We start from the raw sequence: 15,964 nt of genomic DNA on the forward strand, positions 1-15,964 counted from the left end.
ACCCCTTACAGCTTCATCAGGCTGGCGTCGTCGACCGAGGCCGAGTGGCGGGAGCGGAAGATCGTCACGATGATCGCCAGCCCGACCACGACCTCGGCCGCGGCGACGACCATGGTGAAGAACGCGATGATCTGGCCGTCGAGGTTGCCGTGCAGCCGGGAGAAGGTGACGAGCGCGAGGTTGGCCGCGTTCAGCATCAGCTCGACGCTCATGAACACGACGATCGCGTTCCGCCGCAGCAGCACGCCCGAGGCCCCGATGGTGAACAGCAGGGCGGCCAGGTAGAGGTAGTTGACCGGGTTCACTTGGCGGCCTCCCTGTCCCCGTCGCGGCCGGCGCTCCGGCCGGTGCCGGTGTCCGGGGAGTCGTCCGAGACGTCCTCCCGTACGTCCGCCGCGGCCCGTACGCCCGGCGCGTCCGTCCCGCCGCGGCCCAGGTACTCCCCGGTGCGCCGCTCCAGCGCCGCCAGGTCGGCCAGGGCCTGGCGGGAGACGTCCCGGATCTGGCCGCGGCCGCGCAGCGTCGCGTTGACGGTGAGCTCGGAGGGGGTGCCGTCCGGCAGCAGGCCGGGGATGTCCACGGCGTTGTGCCGGGCGTACACGCCGGGCGCGGGCAGCGGCGGGAGGTGCTTGCCCTCGCGGATGCGCTGCTCGGCCAGCTCGCGCTGGCTCTTCCGGCGCTCGGTGCGCTCGCGGTGGGTGAGCACCATGGCGGCGACGGCCGCGGTGACCAGGAGCGCGCCGGTGATCTCGAAGGCGAACACGTAGTCGGTGAACAGCGCCCTGGCCAGGCCCTGGACGTTGCCGCCGGCGTTGGCCTGGGCGAGGCCGGTGAAGCTGTCGATGGAGGCGCTGCCGATCCCGGCGATCAGCAGGATGCCGAAGCCGAGGCCGCACAGGGCCACCATCCAGCGCTGGCCCTTGATCGTCTCCTTCAGCGAGTCGGCGGCGGTGACGCCGACGAGCATCAGCACGAACAGGAAGAGCATCATGACCGCGCCGGTGTAGACGACGATCTGCACGATGCCCAGGAAGTAGGCGCCGTTGACCAGGTAGAACACGGCCAGGACGATCATGGTCCCGGCGAGGCAGAGCGCCGAGTGCACCGACCGCTTCATCAGTACGGTCCCGAGCGCGCCCAGCACCGCGATGGTGCCCAGCACCCAGAACTGCACCGCCTCGCCGGTGGAGGTGGCGGTCGCCGCGAGGAGGGTGTCGGTCACTTCCCGCTCACCGCCTCGGACGCCGGTTCCGCGGGGCCGAAGGTGTCTGCGGCGGCCTGCGGCGCCTCGTTCTTCGGGTTCTTGGAGTGGGCCTCCTGCTGGACGGTGCCGGGCGCCGCCCCGGTCACCAGACCGCGGTAGTAGTCCTTCTCGGTCATGCCCGGGTAGATCGCGTGCGGGGTGTCGACCATGCCCTCCTCCAGCCCCGCGAGCAGCTCCTCCTTGGTGTAGATGAGCGACTCGCGGCTGCGGTCGGCCAGTTCGTACTCGTTGGTCATGGTCAGCGCCCGGGTGGGGCACGCCTCGACGCACAGGCCGCACAGGATGCAGCGCAGGTAGTTGATCTGGTAGACGCGGCCGTAGCGCTCGCCCGGCGAGTAGCGCTCCTCGTCGGTGTTGTCCGCGCCCTCCACGTAGATCGCGTCCGCCGGGCAGGCCCAGGCGCACAGTTCGCAGCCGACGCACTTCTCCAGCCCGTCCGGGTGCCGGTTGAGCTGGTGGCGGCCGTGGAAGCGCGGCGCGGTGGGCTTCTTCTCCTCGGGGTACTGCTCGGTCAGCCGCTTCTTGAACATGGCCTTGAAGGTCACGCCGAAGCCGGCCAACGGGTTCTCGAACTCAGGCATCGTCGGCCTCCCTGGCCTTGCCGGTCTCGCCGGTCTCGCTGTCCGCGCCGGCCGCCACGCCGACGGGCTCCTGCTCGTGGCGCGGCCGCCGCCGCGGTACGGGCGGCAGGGTCTGTCCCGGCAGCGGCGGCACGGGGTAGCCGCCCGCCATCGGGTCGAAGGCGGGTTCCGGACCGGCCGCCTTCCCGTCCTCCTCCGCGCGCTCCTTGCGCACGCGGAGGGCGTCGTACACGAAGGACACCAGCACCAGCGCCAGTGCTCCGCCGGCGACCCACAGCACGATGTCGCCGAAGTCGCGGCCCTCGTTCCGCAGCGCCCGCACGGTCGCGACGAGCATCAGCCAGGCCAGCGAGATCGGGATGAGGACCTTCCAGCCCAGCCGCATGAACTGGTCGTAGCGGACGCGGGGGAGCGTGCCGCGCAGCCAGACGAAGAGGAACAACAGCAGGTTCACCTTGACGACGAACCACAGCAGCGGCCACCAGCCGTGGTTGGCGCCCTCCCAGTAGGTGCTGATCGGCGCCGGGGCGCGCCAGCCGCCCAGGAAGAGGGTGACCGCCAGGGCCGAGACGGTGACCATGTGGACGTACTCGGCGAGCATGAACATCGCGAACTTGATCGACGAGTACTCGGTGTTGAAGCCGCCGACCAGGTCACCCTCGGACTCGGGCATGTCGAACGGCGCGCGGTGCGCCTCGCCGACCATCGCCACCATGTAGATGAGGAACGACACCGGCAGCAGCACCGCGAACCAGGTCTCGCCCTGCGCCCCGACGATCGTCGAGGTGGACATCGACCCGGAGTAGAGGAAGACCGCGGCGAAGCTGAGGCCCATCGCGACCTCGTAGGAGATGACCTGGGCGGTCGCCCGCACGCCGCCGAGCAGCGGGTAGGTGGAGCCCGACGACCAGCCCGCCAGCACCACGCCGTAGGCGGCGATGGAGCCGGTGGCGAGGATGTACAGGGCCGCCACCGGCAGGTCGGTGAGCTGCATGGCGGTACGGGTGCCGAAGATCGACACCTCGTTCCCGGGCGGGCCGAAGGGGATCACCGCGATGGCCATGAAGGCCGGGATGACGCCGACGATGGGGGCCAGGATGTAGACGGCCTTGTCGGCCCCCTTGACGACGATGTCCTCCTTGAACATCAGCTTCACACCGTCGGCGAGCGACTGGAGCATGCCCCAGGGGCCGTGCCGGTTGGGTCCGATGCGGAGCTGCATCCAGGCGACGACCTTGCGCTCCATCACGATGGAGATCAGCACGGTCACCATCAGGAACGCGAAGCAGAAGACCGCCTTGAGCCCGATCAGCCACCAGGGATCGGTGCCGAACATCGACAGGTCCTCCTCGGCGAGGACCGTTCCGGCGGTCAGGACGGGCGAACTCATCGCGCCTCCACCCCCTTGGTCTCCGCCGACGGCGCCTTCGTCACCGACGACGCCGCCGACAGCTTCACGAGCCGGCCGGGCACGACGCCCAGATCGCGGTGGACCCCGTGGCCGGTCGAGTTGAGCGGCAGCCAGACCACGCGGTCGGGCATCGGCGTGACCGCCAGCGGCAGCGTCACCGTCCCGGCCGGGCCGGTGACGGTCAGCTCCTCGCCGTCGGCGACCCCGACCTCGGCGGCCGTGGCGGCCGAGAGCCGGGCGACGGCGGCGTGCCGCGTACCGGCGAGCGCCTCGTCGCCGTCCTGGAGGCGCCCCTGGTCGAGCAGCAGCCGGTGGCCGGCGAGCACGGCCTCCCCGGCGGCGGGCCGCGGCGTCTGCCGCGCGGTCTCCCGGGCGCTCTCCTCCGGCCCCGCGGCGCGCGGGCCGTCCCAGGTGCCCAGGCGCCGCATCTCGGCGCGGACGGTCCGTACGTCCGGCAGTCCGAGGTGGACGTCGAGGGCGTCGGCGAGCATGTGGAGCACGCGGGCGTCGGCGGGTACGTGGCGGCGGGTGAGCTGGTCGGGCTTGATCGCGGCCTCGAACGGCCGGTCGCGGCCCTCCCAGTTGAGGAAGGAGCCCGCCTTCTCCACGACCGCGGCGACGGGGAAGACCACGTCGGCCCGCTCGGTGACCTCCGAGGGCCGCTGCTCCAGGCTGACCACGAAGCCCACCTCGTCCAGCGCCCTCAGCGCCCGGGCCGGGTCGGGCAGGTCGGCGACCTCGACGCCGGCGACCAGCAGCGCGGCGAGTTCGCCGTTCGCGGCGGCCTCGACGATCCGTCCGGTGTCGCGGCCGTACCGGGTCGGCAGGTCGGCGACGCCCCAGACGGCCGCGGTCTCCGCGCGGGCGCGCGGGTCGGTGACCGGGCGCCCGCCGGGCAGCAGCGTCGGGAGGGCTCCGGCCTCGACGGCGCCGCGCTCACCGGCCCGGCGCGGGATCCACACCAGGCGGGCGCCGGTGGCGGTGGCGGTCCGTACGGCGGCGGTGAACCCGCCGGGCACGGCGGCCAGCCGCTCGCCGACGATGATCACCGAGCCCTCGGTGCGCAGCGCCTCGGCCGCCCGCTGCCCCCGTTCGTCGAGCCCGACGCCGCCGGCCAGCGCGTCCAGCCACTCGGTCTCGGTGTGGGGCGCGGCGGGCAGCAGGGTGCCGCCGGCCTTCACCAGGCCGCGGGTGGCGTGGGTGGCCAGGGAGAAGACGCGCTGCCCGTGCTTGCGGTGGGCCTTGCGCAGCCGCAGGAAGACGCCCGGGGCCTCCTCCTCGGACTCGAAGCCGACCAGCAGGACGGCCGGGGCCTTCTCCAGGGCGGTGTAGGTGACGCCGCCGCCGTCGATGTCGCATCCGCGCCCGGCGACGTGGGAGGCGAGGAAGTCGGCCTCCTCGGCGCTGTGGACGCGGGCGCGGAAGTCGATGTCGTTGGTGTCGAGGGCGACCCGCGCGAACTTGGCGTAGGCGTAGGCGTCCTCCACCGTCAGCCGTCCGCCGGTGAGCACGCCGGTGCGGCCCCGGGCCGCCGACAGTCCGCGGGCGGCGGCCTCCAGCGCCTCCGGCCAGCTCGCGGGCTCCAGTTCACCGGTCTCCGCGTTGCGCACCAGCGGGTGGGTGAGCCGGTCGTGCTGCTGGGCGTAGCGGAAGGCGAAGCGGCCCTTGTCGCAGATCCACTCCTCGTTGACCTCGGGGTCGTCCGCCGCCAGCCGCCGCATGACCTTGCCGCGCCGGTGGTCGGTGCGGGTGGCGCAGCCGCCGGCGCAGTGCTCGCACACGCTCGGCGAGGAGACCAGGTCGAAGGGGCGGGAGCGGAACCGGTAGGCGGCCGAGGTGAGCGCGCCCACCGGGCAGATCTGGATGGTGTTGCCGGAGAAGTACGACTGGAAGGGGGCGCCCTCGCCGGTGCCCACCTGCTGCAGCGCTCCCCGCTCCAGCAGTTCGATCATCGGGTCGCCCGCGATCTGGTTGGAGAAGCGGGTGCAGCGGGCGCACAGCACGCAGCGCTCGCGGTCCAGCAGCACCTGCGTGGAGATCGGCACGGGCTTGGCGAAGGTCCGCTTGCGTCCCTCGAAGCGGCTGTCGGCCTGCCCGTGGGACATGGCCTGGTTCTGCAGCGGGCACTCGCCGCCCTTGTCGCAGACCGGGCAGTCCAGCGGGTGGTTGATCAGCAGCAGCTCCATCACCCCGCGCTGGGCCTTCTCGGCCACGGGCGAGGTGAGGTGGGTCTTGACGACCATCCCGTCGGTGCAGGTGATGGTGCAGGACGCCATGGGCTTGCGCTGGCCCTCGACCTCGACGATGCACTGGCGGCAGGCGCCGGCCGGGTCCAGCAGCGGGTGGTCGCAGAAGCGCGGGATCTCGATGCCGAGCAGCTCGGCGGCGCGGATGACCAGGGTGCCCTTGGGCACGCTGATCCCGATGCCGTCGATCGTCAGCGAGACCATGTCCTCGGCGGCCCGGGGCGGCTTCGCCTCCCCGCCCCCGGAGGTCTTGGCGTCGGTGGTGACGGTCACGCGTTCACCTCCAGGTGTGCGGTGGTGTCGTCGTCGGCCCACAGGGTCGACTTGGCCGGGTCGAAGGGGCAGCCGCCTCCGGTGATGTGCTGCTCGTACTCCTCGCGGAAGTGCTTCAGGGAGGAGAAGATCGGGCTCGCGGCGCCGTCGCCGAGGGCGCAGAAGGACTTGCCGTTGATGTTGTCGGCGATGTCCTGGATCTTGTCGAGGTCGGCCATGGACGCCTTGCCCGCCTCGATGTCGCGCATCAACTGGACCAGCCAGTACGTGCCCTCGCGGCAGGGGGTGCACTTGCCGCAGGACTCGTGGGCGTAGAACTCGGTCCAGCGGGTCACCGCGCGGACCACGCAGGTGGTCTCGTCGAAGCACTGGAGCGCCTTGGTGCCGAGCATCGAGCCGGCGGCGCCGACGCCCTCGTAGTCCAGCGGGACGTCGAGGTGCTCGTCGGTCAGCAGCGGGGTGGAGGAACCGCCCGGGGTCCAGAACTTCAGCCGGTGGCCGGGCCGCATGCCGCCGCTGATCTCCAGCAGTTGGCGCAGGGTGATGCCCAGCGGGGCCTCGTACTGGCCGGGGTTGGCGACGTGGCCGCTGAGGGAGTACAGCGTGAAGCCCGGGGACTTCTCGCTGCCCATCGAGCGGAACCACTCCTTGCCCTTGTTGAAGATGGCGGGAACCGAGGCGATGGATTCGACGTTGTTGACGACAGTGGGGCACGCGTACAGACCTGCGACCGCCGGGAAGGGCGGGCGGAGCCGGGGCTGGCCGCGCCGCCCCTCCAGGGAGTCGAGGAGAGCGGTCTCCTCGCCGCAGATGTACGCGCCCGCGCCCGCGTGCACGGTCACGTCCACGTCCAGGCCCGAGCCGAGGATGTCCTTGCCGAGGTAGCCCGCCTCGTACGCCTCGCGCACGGCCGCGTGGAGGCGCCGCAGCACGGGGACGACCTCGCCGCGCAGGTAGATGAAGGCGTGGCTGGAGCGGATCGCGTGGCAGGCGATCACGATGCCCTCGATCAGGGAGTGCGGGTTGGCGAAGAGGAGGGGGATGTCCTTGCAGGTGCCCGGTTCGGACTCGTCGGCGTTGACCACGAGGTAGTGGGGCTTGCCGTCGCCCTGCGGGATGAACTGCCACTTCATGCCCGTGGGGAAGCCCGCGCCGCCGCGGCCGCGCAGACCGGAGTCCTTGACGTACGCGATGACGTCGTCGGGCGGCATGGCCAGGGCCTTGCGCAGGCCCTGGTAGCCCTCGTGCGCCCGGTAGGTCTCCAGCGTCCAGGACTCCGGCTGGTCCCAGAAGGCCGAGAGCACCGGCGACAGCAGTTTCTCCGCTGCTTCCGTGGCCATCACTTGCCCTCCTTCGTCACCGGGCCGGCCGGGTTGTCGGGATCGGAGGCGGCGGTCTTCCGCGGCGCGTCGTGCGAGCTGGGGTGCGGATCGGGCGCCTCGCCGGCGGCGGTGGTGGGCTGCCCGGCCGCGGCGGCGCCCGGCGGTTCCTCGCCGCGCGGGGAGACCACCTTCGGTCCGGGGGCCTCGCCCTTGGCGAGCCTCAGCCCGGCCAGCGAGGCCGGTCCGGCGCTGCCGCTCGCCTCCACGGCGCCCGGGCGCTCGTCGGGGAAGCCGGCGAGGATGCGCGCGGTCTCCCGGAAGGTGCACAGCGGGGCGCCGCGGGTGGGCCTGACCTCGCGGCCCGCGCGGAGGTCGTCCACCAGGCGCCTGGCGCTCTCGGGCGTCTGGTTGTCGAAGAACTCCCAGTTGACCATCACCACGGGCGCGAAGTCGCAGGCCGCGTTGCACTCGATGTGTTCGAGGGTGACCTTGCCGTCCTCGGTGGTCTCGTTGTTGCCGACTCCCAGGTGCTCCTGGAGCGCCTCGAAGATGGCGTCGCCGCCCATCACCGCGCACAGGGTGTTGGTGCACACCCCCACCTGGTAGTCGCCCGAGGGCTTGCGCCGGTACATGGTGTAGAAGGTGGCCACCGCGCTGACCTCGGCCGTGGTCAGGTCGAGCATCTCGGCGCAGAAGCGCATCCCGGTGGGGGTGACGTACCCCTCCTCGGACTGCACCAGGTGCAGCAGCGGCAGCAGCGCGGAGCGGCTGCCGGGGTAGCGGGCGATGATCTCCCTGGCGTCCGCCTCCAGCCGGGCGCGGACGTCGGCCGGGTAGTCGGGGGCGGGGAGCTGGGGCATCCCGAGCGATACGTCTGTCACCGGTCGACGCCTCCCATCACGGGGTCGATGGACGCGACGGCGACGATGACGTCGGCGACCTGGCCGCCCTCGCACATCGCCGCCATCGTCTGGAGGTTGGTGAAGGACGGGTCGCGGAAGTGGACCCGGTACGGCCGTGTCCCGCCGTCGCTGACCGCGTGCACGCCCAGTTCGCCCTTGGGGGACTCCACGGCGGCGTACGCCTGGCCCGGCGGCACCCGGAACCCCTCGGTCACCAGCTTGAAGTGGTGGATCAGGGCCTCCATCGAGGTGCCCATGATGTTCCTGATGTGGTCCAGCGAGTTGCCGAGCCCGTCCGGGCCGAGCGCGAGCTGCGCGGGCCAGGCGATCTTCTTGTCGGCGACCATCACCGGGCCGGGCTCCAGCCGGTCCAGGCACTGCTCGATGATCCGCAGCGACTGGTGCATCTCCTCCAGCCGGATCAGGAAGCGGCCGTAGGAGTCGCAGGTGTCCTGGGTGGCGACCTCGAAGTCGTAGGTCTCGTAGCCGCAGTACGGCTGGGCCTTGCGCAGGTCGTGCGGGAGTCCGGTGGAGCGCAGGATGGGGCCGGTGGCGCCGAGCGCCATGCAGCCGGTCAGGTCCAGGTAGCCGACGTCCTGCAGGCGGGCCTTGAAGACGGGGTTGCCGGTGCAGAGCTTGTCGTACTCCGGCAGGTTCTTCCGCATCTTCTTCACGAACTCGCGGAGCTGGTCCACCGCCCCGGGCGGCAGGTCCTGGGCGAGGCCGCCGGGGCGGATGTAGGCGTGGTTCATCCGCAGGCCGGTGATCAGCTCGAAGAGGTCCAGGATCATCTCGCGGTCCCGGAACCCGTAGATCATGACCGTGGTGGCGCCCAGCTCCATGCCGCCGGTGGCGATGCACACCAGGTGGGAGGAGAGCCGGTTGAGCTCCATCATCAGCACGCGGATGACGCTGGCCCGGTCGGGGATCTGGTCCTCGATGCCGAGCAGCTTCTCCACCGCCAGGCAGTACGCCGTCTCGTTGAAGAACGGCGTGAGGTAGTCCATGCGCGTCACGAAGGTCGTGCCCTGCGTCCAGTTCCGGTACTCGAGGTTCTTCTCGATGCCGGTGTGCAGGTAGCCGATGCCGCAGCGGGCCTCGGTGACCGTCTCGCCGTCGATCTCCAGGATGAGGCGGAGCACGCCGTGCGTGGACGGGTGCTGCGGCCCCATGTTGACGATGATCTTCTCGTCGTCGCCGCGGGCCGCCGCGGCGGCGAGCTCGTCCCAGTCGCCGCCGGTGACGGTGTAGACGGTGCCCTCGGTGGTCTCGCGGGCGCTGGCCTGGGACGCCGTGGGTGACGACGCCGTGTGCGAGGTGCTCATCAGCTGTACGACCTCCGCTGGTCGGGAGCCGGGATCTGGGCGCCCTTGTACTCGACGGGGATGCCGCCGAGCGGGTAGTCCTTGCGCTGCGGGAAGCCCTGCCAGTCGTCGGGCATCATGATCCGCGTGAGCGCGGGGTGGCCGTCGAAGATCAGGCCGAAGAAGTCGTAGGCCTCCCGCTCGTGCCAGTCGTTGGTCGGGTAGACCTCGACGATCGAGGGGATGTGCGGGTCGCTGTCGGGGGCGCTGACCTCCAGCCGGATGATCCGGTTGTGGGTGATCGAGCGCAGGTGGTAGACGGCGTGCAGCTCGCGCCCCTTGTCGCCGGGGAAGTGCACGCCGCTGACGCCGGTGCACAGCTCGAAGCGCAGCGCGGGGTCGTCGCGCAGGGTGCGGGCCACGGCCGGCAGGTGCTCGCGGGCGATGTGGAACGTCAGCTCGCCGCGGTCCACGACCGTCTTCTCGATCACGTCCCCGGGCACCAGGCCCTGTTCTTCGAGGGCGCCCTCCAGCTCGTCGGCCACCTCGTCGAACCAGCCGCCGTACGGCCGCTGCGCCGCGCCCGGCAGCCGCACCGTCCGCACCAGGCCGCCGTAGCCGGAGGTGTCGCCGCCCTGCTTGGCGCCGAACATGCCCCGGCGGACGTCGATGACCTCGCCGGAGTCGTCGCGCGACGCGGGTACGGCGCCGTTGCCGCCCGCCTGTCCGTCACTCATCGGAGCAGCCCCTTCATCTCGATCGTCGGAAGCGCCTTCAGCGCCGCCTCCTCCGCCTCGCGCGCGGCCCGCTCCCGGTTGACCCCGAGCTTCTCCTCGCGGATCTTCTGGTGGAGCTTGAGGATCGCGTCCATCAGCATCTCGGGGCGCGGCGGGCAGCCGGGCAGGTAGATGTCGACCGGCACGATGTGGTCGACGCCCTGCACGATCGCGTAGTTGTTGAACATCCCGCCCGAGGAGGCGCAGACGCCCATGGAGATGACCCACTTCGGGTTGGGCATCTGGTCGTAGACCTGCCGCAGGACGGGGGCCATCTTCTGGCTGACCCGTCCGGCCACGATCATCAGGTCGGCCTGGCGCGGCGAGCCGCGGAAGACCTCCATGCCGAAGCGGGCGAGGTCGTAGCGCCCGGCTCCGGTGGTCATCATTTCGATGGCGCAGCAGGCGAGGCCGAAGGTGGCCGGGAAGACCGACGCCTTGCGCACCCAGCCCGCGGCGTTCTCCACGGTGGTGAGCAGGAAGCCGCTCGGCAGTTTCTCTTCGATACCCATGTGTACGCCCCTAGTCCCATTCCAGGCCGCCGCGCCGCCAGACGTAGGCGTAGGCGACGAAGACGGTGAGCACGAAGAGCAGCATCTCCACGAGCCCGAACATCCCCAGGGCGTCGAAGGTGACGGCCCAGGGGTAGAGGAAGACGATCTCGATGTCGAAGACGATGAAGAGCATCGCCGTCAGGTAGTACTTGATCGGAAAGCGCCCGCCGCCCGCGGCCTGCGGGGTGGGCTCGATACCGCATTCGTACGCTTCGAGCTTGGCCCTGTTGTAGCGCTTGGGGCCGACGATCGAGGCCATGACCACGGAGAAGACCGCGAAGGCTGCCCCGAGCGCTCCCAGTACGAGGATGGGCGTGTAGACGTTCACCGCTCCTCGCTCCTTCCAGTCGACGATCGCTGCCGGCGGGCCGTTGCGGGCCGTTTTCGGACTGGTGTGCCGTTCACGAAGATCGTGTCTATGTGAGGCAGTTCACAAGCCCGATTCGACTGCATCCTATGCCCGTCGCTCTGTGATCTGCGACACGGGTGCGGCAACGACTTTGTGATCTCCACCACCTGACGAAGGATCATGAAGGCGGATGCACGGTGATCTTCACACGTGAAGCGGCAGACTGGTCACCGAACGTGACATTCCGCGGAGTTTCCGCTGGTCAGAGGATGCAGGCCACTATCAGACAGTGACCACTGCACGCAAATTTGCCCTGGACACCCGATCTTGCTAGAAAGCGCGCCTCATCCGTTCGGGACCACACGGGGACCAGGAGTGACGGCGAGCCGCGGAGGATTTCACGCGGGCACCGCCGGACCCCGGGCACCACAAGATCGTGAAACCGTGCTCAATCTGTGACCTCCATCACGGCCACTCCCTTCCGCACCCTCCGGACTTTGCGCGGAGAGGGCCTCGCGTGCTAGGCCGCGGAACGAAGTGGATCAATCGGACAATGACATGGTCACGGCCCCCTAGTCGGGCAATGATCAACTTCCGGGAGAGGTCGCCTGAGTGCGCGGCAAGGCCCCAACTGGACGCGTACACGGCGAGTGTGGCGGAACACACCTTTGTTGAACGGAACCTCCGGCGGCTGATAGCCGTGGTGTCATGTCCCAGACCGCTCACATACGCAGCCACCGGAAACCCCGTCGCGCCGGCAGGAACCCCCTGCTGCGGACGGGCGTTGCCGGTGGCGTCCTCAGCACCCTCGCGGTGACCGCCGCGGCCACCCCGTCCTCCGCCGAGGAGAAGAAGCCGGTCGCCGACACCGTCGAGCTGCCCACGATCACCTCCGACCTGACGTCCGGCGCCCAGCAGGCCGTCGACGCGACGCAGGCGATCGCGGTCCACTACGAGGCCGAGGCCGCCCGGACCCTGGCCGCCGAGAAGGCGATGGACCAGGCCCGGAAGCGGGCCGAGGCCGAGGCGGAGGCGGAGCGGAGGGCCGCGGAGGCCGCCGAGGCCGCCCGCAGGGAACGCGCCGAGCGCGCGGCCCAGGAGCGCGCAGCGCGCGACTCCCAGCGCACCACCCTCACGGCGGCCGCCCCCGCCCCGACCGGCGGCGGCAACGTGGCGACCCTCATCGGCTTCCTGCGCGCGCAGGTCGGCAAGTCCTACGTCCTGGGCGCCACCGGCCCCAGCGCCTACGACTGCTCCGGCCTCACCCAGGCCGCCTTCCGGCAGCTCGGCATCAGCCTGCCCCGGACCTCCCAGAGCCAGTCCACGGCCGGCACCCAGGTCTCCCTGGACAGCCTCCAGCCCGGCGACATCCTCTACTGGGGCGGCGCGGGCAGCGCCTACCACGTCGCCGTCTACATCGGCGACGGCCGCTTCATCGGCGCCCAGAACCCCTCCACCGGCATCGTCGAGCGCGACCTGAGCTACGACATGCCCTCGGGCGCGGTGCGCGTGCTGTAACGCCGCGCGGCGCCCGCCGACGGCGCGCGGAACGCACAACGGGTGGGGGCCGTCCGGATTCCCGGACGGCCCCCACCCGTTCCGCCTGTCCCGCCCGTCCCGCTCGCCCCGCCCGTCACCGAGAGCGCCTGCGCCCCGCGGGTGCCGGGCCCGCACGGGCCTATGCGCGGGGGGCGACCTTCGTCAGCCCGTTGATGATGCGGTCCATCGCGTCGCCGCCCGTCGGGTCCGTCAGGTTGGCCAGCAGCTTCAGCGTGAAGCGCATCAGCATCGGGTGCGTCAGGCCGCGCTCGGCGGCGAGCTTCATGATCTTCGGGTTGCCGATCAGCTTCACGAAGGCGCGGCCCAGCGTGTAGTAGCCGCCGTAGACGTCCTTGAGGACCTTGGGGTAGCGCCGCAGCGCCAGCTCGCGCTGGGCCGGGGTCTGACGGGCCTGGGCCTGGACGATGACGTCGGCCGCGATCTGCCCGGACTCCATGGCGTACGCGATGCCCTCACCGTTGAACGGGTTGACCATGCCACCCGCGTCACCGACCAGCAGCAGGCCCCGCGTGTAGTGCGGCTGCCGGTTGAAGGCCATCGGCAGGGCGGCGCCGCGGATCGGCCCGGTCATGTTCTCGGGGGTGTAGCCCCACTCCTCGGGCATCGAGGCGCACCACGCCTTGAGGACCTCGCGCCAGTCCAGTTCCTTGAAGGCCGCCGAGGTGTTGAGCACGCCCAGCCCGACGTTGGAGGTGCCGTCGCCCATGCCGAAGATCCAGCCGTAGCCGGGCAGCAGCCGGTCCTGGGGCCCGCGGCGGTCCCACAGCTCCAGCCAGGACTCCAGGTAGTCGTCGTCGTGGCGCGGCGAGGTGAAGTAGGTGCGGACCGCCACGCCCATCGGACGGTCGTCGCGCCGGTGCAGACCCATGGCCACCGACAGCCGCGTGGAATTGCCGTCGGCGGCGACCACCAGCGGCGCGTGGAAGGTGACCGGCTTCTTCTCCTCGCCGAGTCTCGCCTCCACGCCGGTGATCCGCCCCGTGCGCCCGTCGACGACCGGGGCGCCGACGTTGCACCGCTCGTACAGCCGCGCCCCCGCCTTCTCGGCCTGCCGGGCGAGCTGCTGGTCGAAGTCGTCGCGCTTGCGGACCAGTCCGTAGTCGGGGAAGCTCGCCAGCTCCGGCCAGTCGAGCTGGAGCCGGAGGCCGCCGCTGACGATCCGCAGGCCCTTGTTGCGCAGCCAGCCCGCCTCCTCGGAGACGTCGATGCCCATGGCGACGAGCTGCTTGACCGCGCGCGGGGTCAGCCCGTCGCCGCAGACCTTCTCCCGCGGGAAGGCGGTCTTCTCCAGCAGCAGGACGTCGAGCCCGGAGCGGGCCAGGTGGTAGGCGGTGGTGGAGCCGGCCGGTCCTGCCCCGACCACGATCACGTCGGCGCTGTGCTCGGAGGCTGTCTTCGAGGGGGATTCGGCCACGACGGACTCCCGCAGGACTCGGTATCGACGTGCCGGCCGCGCCGGGCACTGGACGTGTGCAGTCTATGAGGGTGATCGGCCGCTCCCCGAGGGGATGTCCGTGCCGTGCGATCTCCCCGCATGCACCGGCCGCGCGGGCGCCGCCCCACGCGGCGGACCCGTCCTACGCGGCGAACCCGCGGTGCAGGGCGACGATCCCGCCGGTCAGGTTCCGCCAGGCCACCCTCGTCCAGCCCGCCTCCTGCAGGCGGCGGGCCAGGGCGGGCTGGTCCGGCCAGGCGCGGATGGACTCGGCGAGGTAGACGTACGCGTCCGGGTTGCTGGACACGGCGGTCGCCAGCGGCGGCAGGGCCCGCATCAGGTACTCGGTGTAGACGGTGCGGAAGGGCGCCCAGGTGGGGTGGCTGAACTCGCAGATGACCACCCGCCCGCCCGGCTTGGTCACCCGCAGCATCTCGCGCAGGGCGGCGTCGGTGTCGTGCACGTTCCGCAGCCCGAAGGAGATGGTGACGGCGTCGAACGCGTCGTCCGCGAACGGCAGCCGCGTCGCGTCGCCGGCGGTGAACGGCATCCACGGCTGGCGCTTCTTGCCCTCCCGCAGCATCCCGAGGGAGAAGTCGCACGGCACGGTGTACGCCCCGGCGCTCGCGAAGGGCACGGACGACGTCCCCGTCCCGGCCGCCAGGTCCAGCACCCGCTCCCCCGGCCGCGCGTCCACGGCCCGGGCGACCTCCCGCCGCCACAGCCGCGTCTGCCCCAGGGACAGCACGTCGTTGGTGATGTCGTACCGGGCCGCCACCTTGTCGAACATGGCGGCGACTTCGCGGGGCTGCTTGTCCAGGGATGCTCGGGTCACGCGGCCATTGTGGCAGCACCGGCGCCGGACGCCGGGCGCGGAGCCGGGCGGGCGCTGGGAGGCTTGGGGAGGGCTTGGGGAGGGCTTGGGGAGGAGCCCTGCCGTCCCGGCCCGGGGCGCGGCCCCCGGTCGCCGGAACGACTCCCGGAACGACGCGCCGCCGGTCACGCCCCGCCGGACGGCCCCTGGGCCTTCGGCTGGGTGAAGCGGATGCGGTTGCCGAAGGGGTCGCGGAGGCCGCAGTCGGTTCCGTACGGACGGTCGGTGGGCTCCTCGGTGAACTCGACGCCCTTCTCCAGCAGCGTCTCGTACGTCCCGCGGCAGTCGTCCGTGGTGAGGATGAGCCAGCCGCCCATCGCACCCTTGGTCACCAGCTCGCGGACCTGCCGCGCCGTCTCCTCGGACATCGCCGGAGGACCCGGCTTCTCCAGCAGGATCTGGCGCTCCGGGTGCCCGGGGACGGCGACGGTCAGCCAGCGCATGAAGCCCATGTCGACGTCGGCGGCGACCTCCAGGCCCAGCTTGCCGACGTAGAAGTCGAGGGCCTCGTCCTGGTCGAGGACGTATATTGCGGAATGCGTAATGGCGTTGAACATGTCCGCCACGCTACTGAGCGGGCCGGACGAAAACTTATCCAAAACTGCTCGATCGGCGGGCGGTGCGGGACGGCGCGGGCAGCGCCCGGACGGTCAGGCGCTCGGCCGCGTCCACGCCATCGTGAAACACGTCGGTACGCCCGTGGCCGCCGCCTCCCTGCGGTACTCCCTCGGCGACCGGCCCACGATGTCGCGGAACGTGCGGCTGAAGGTCCCCGGGCTGCCGAAGCCGACCTCGAAACAGATGTCCGTCACCCTGCGGTCGGTCTCCCGCAGCAGGAACATCGCACGCTCGACACGGCGGCGCTGCAGGTAGCGGTGCGGCGTCTCGCCGAACACGGCCCGGAAGGTGCGGGTGAAGTGCGCCTCCGACACATGGGCGATCCGGGCCAGGGCCGGGACGTCCAGCGGCTGCGCATAGGCGCGGTCCATCGCGTCCCGGGCCCTGAGCATCCGGCGGTTGGTCTCCTCTGCGGCGCGGCTCACGGCGCCATCACACCACGGCTCCCCACCGTCCACGGCATCGCCCGGTGACCGGGGCCTGCCCTGCGGGCCG

16 protein-coding genes are annotated in these 15,964 nt (G+C 71.4%); 1 reads left to right on the forward strand and 15 read right to left on the reverse strand.

From position 1 onward, the window contains the following. Positions 1–5: 5 nt before the first annotated feature. From nuoK to VE546_RS18395, 11 genes are read right to left on the reverse strand one after another with little or no spacing between them, the layout of a single operon-like run. A complete protein-coding gene (gene nuoK / locus VE546_RS18345) occupies positions 6–305 on the reverse strand; it encodes an NADH-quinone oxidoreductase subunit NuoK (RefSeq protein ID WP_279558620.1) in 300 nt (99 codons plus the stop codon). Continuing rightward, positions 302–1,222, reverse strand: coding sequence for an NADH-quinone oxidoreductase subunit J (locus VE546_RS18350; protein WP_324923649.1), 921 nt, complete (start codon positions 1,220–1,222; stop codon positions 302–304). The genes nuoK and VE546_RS18350 overlap by 4 nt, the downstream gene beginning before the upstream one ends. Beyond that, positions 1,219–1,845 (reverse strand): NADH-quinone oxidoreductase subunit NuoI, encoded by a 627-nt coding sequence (gene nuoI / locus VE546_RS18355; RefSeq protein WP_324923651.1) that lies wholly within the window; start codon positions 1,843–1,845, stop codon positions 1,219–1,221. The genes VE546_RS18350 and nuoI overlap by 4 nt, the downstream gene beginning before the upstream one ends. Continuing rightward, a complete protein-coding gene (gene nuoH, locus VE546_RS18360; protein WP_324923653.1) occupies positions 1,838–3,235 on the reverse strand; it encodes an NADH-quinone oxidoreductase subunit NuoH in 1,398 nt (465 codons plus the stop codon). Before nuoH ends, nuoI begins: the two co-directional genes overlap by 8 nt. Continuing rightward, positions 3,232–5,775, reverse strand: coding sequence for an NADH-quinone oxidoreductase subunit G (locus VE546_RS18365; protein ID WP_324923656.1), 2,544 nt, complete (start codon positions 5,773–5,775; stop codon positions 3,232–3,234). Before VE546_RS18365 ends, nuoH begins: the two co-directional genes overlap by 4 nt. Further along, positions 5,772–7,115 carry an NADH-quinone oxidoreductase subunit NuoF gene (gene nuoF, locus VE546_RS18370; protein ID WP_324923658.1) on the reverse strand — a complete coding sequence of 448 codons (1,344 nt, stop codon included), beginning with the start codon at positions 7,113–7,115 and terminating at the stop codon, positions 5,772–5,774. Before nuoF ends, VE546_RS18365 begins: the two co-directional genes overlap by 4 nt. Continuing rightward, positions 7,115–7,978 (reverse strand): NADH-quinone oxidoreductase subunit NuoE, encoded by an 864-nt coding sequence (gene nuoE / locus VE546_RS18375; RefSeq protein ID WP_324923660.1) that lies wholly within the window; start codon positions 7,976–7,978, stop codon positions 7,115–7,117. The genes nuoF and nuoE overlap by 1 nt, the downstream gene beginning before the upstream one ends. Beyond that, a complete protein-coding gene (locus VE546_RS18380) occupies positions 7,975–9,324 on the reverse strand; it encodes an NADH-quinone oxidoreductase subunit D (protein ID WP_324923662.1) in 1,350 nt (449 codons plus the stop codon). Before VE546_RS18380 ends, nuoE begins: the two co-directional genes overlap by 4 nt. Next, positions 9,324–10,040 carry an NADH-quinone oxidoreductase subunit C gene (locus VE546_RS18385; RefSeq protein ID WP_324923664.1) on the reverse strand — a complete coding sequence of 239 codons (717 nt, stop codon included), beginning with the start codon at positions 10,038–10,040 and terminating at the stop codon, positions 9,324–9,326. The genes VE546_RS18380 and VE546_RS18385 overlap by 1 nt, the downstream gene beginning before the upstream one ends. Further along, complete coding sequence (locus tag VE546_RS18390) at positions 10,037–10,591, reverse strand: NADH-quinone oxidoreductase subunit B family protein (protein ID WP_324923666.1); 555 nt, start codon at positions 10,589–10,591, stop codon at positions 10,037–10,039. Before VE546_RS18390 ends, VE546_RS18385 begins: the two co-directional genes overlap by 4 nt. Positions 10,592–10,601: 10 nt before the next feature. Beyond that, entirely contained in the window at positions 10,602–10,961 is a 360-nt protein-coding gene (locus tag VE546_RS18395; RefSeq protein ID WP_324923668.1) for an NADH-quinone oxidoreductase subunit A, read from the reverse strand. Positions 10,962–11,690: 729 nt separating this feature from the next. Between VE546_RS18395 and VE546_RS18400 the strand changes: the two genes are divergently transcribed. Continuing rightward, positions 11,691–12,500, forward strand: a complete 810-nt coding sequence (locus VE546_RS18400) for a C40 family peptidase (RefSeq protein ID WP_324923670.1) — start codon at positions 11,691–11,693, stop codon at positions 12,498–12,500. Between the two features lie 160 nt (positions 12,501–12,660). Here the strand turns inward: VE546_RS18400 and VE546_RS18405 are convergent, their stop codons facing one another. The 4 genes from VE546_RS18405 to VE546_RS18420 form a co-directional block, all read right to left on the reverse strand. Continuing rightward, a complete protein-coding gene (locus VE546_RS18405; protein ID WP_324923672.1) occupies positions 12,661–13,956 on the reverse strand; it encodes a geranylgeranyl reductase family protein in 1,296 nt (431 codons plus the stop codon). A gap of 163 nt (positions 13,957–14,119) precedes the next feature. Then, entirely contained in the window at positions 14,120–14,812 is a 693-nt protein-coding gene (locus tag VE546_RS18410; RefSeq protein WP_324923674.1) for a demethylmenaquinone methyltransferase, read from the reverse strand. A gap of 164 nt (positions 14,813–14,976) precedes the next feature. Beyond that, positions 14,977–15,408: a VOC family protein gene (locus tag VE546_RS18415; RefSeq protein ID WP_324923676.1), complete on the reverse strand. Its 432-nt coding sequence runs from the start codon at positions 15,406–15,408 to the stop codon at positions 14,977–14,979. 93 nt (positions 15,409–15,501) lie between these two features. After that, on the reverse strand, positions 15,502–15,894 hold the full coding sequence (locus VE546_RS18420; RefSeq protein WP_324923677.1) for an AraC family transcriptional regulator: 393 nt from the start codon (positions 15,892–15,894) through the stop codon (positions 15,502–15,504). Positions 15,895–15,964: the final 70 nt, after the last annotated feature.

It is taken from the genome of Streptomyces sp. (genome assembly GCF_035644915.1).
GTDB lineage: Bacteria > Actinomycetota > Actinomycetes > Streptomycetales > Streptomycetaceae > Streptomyces.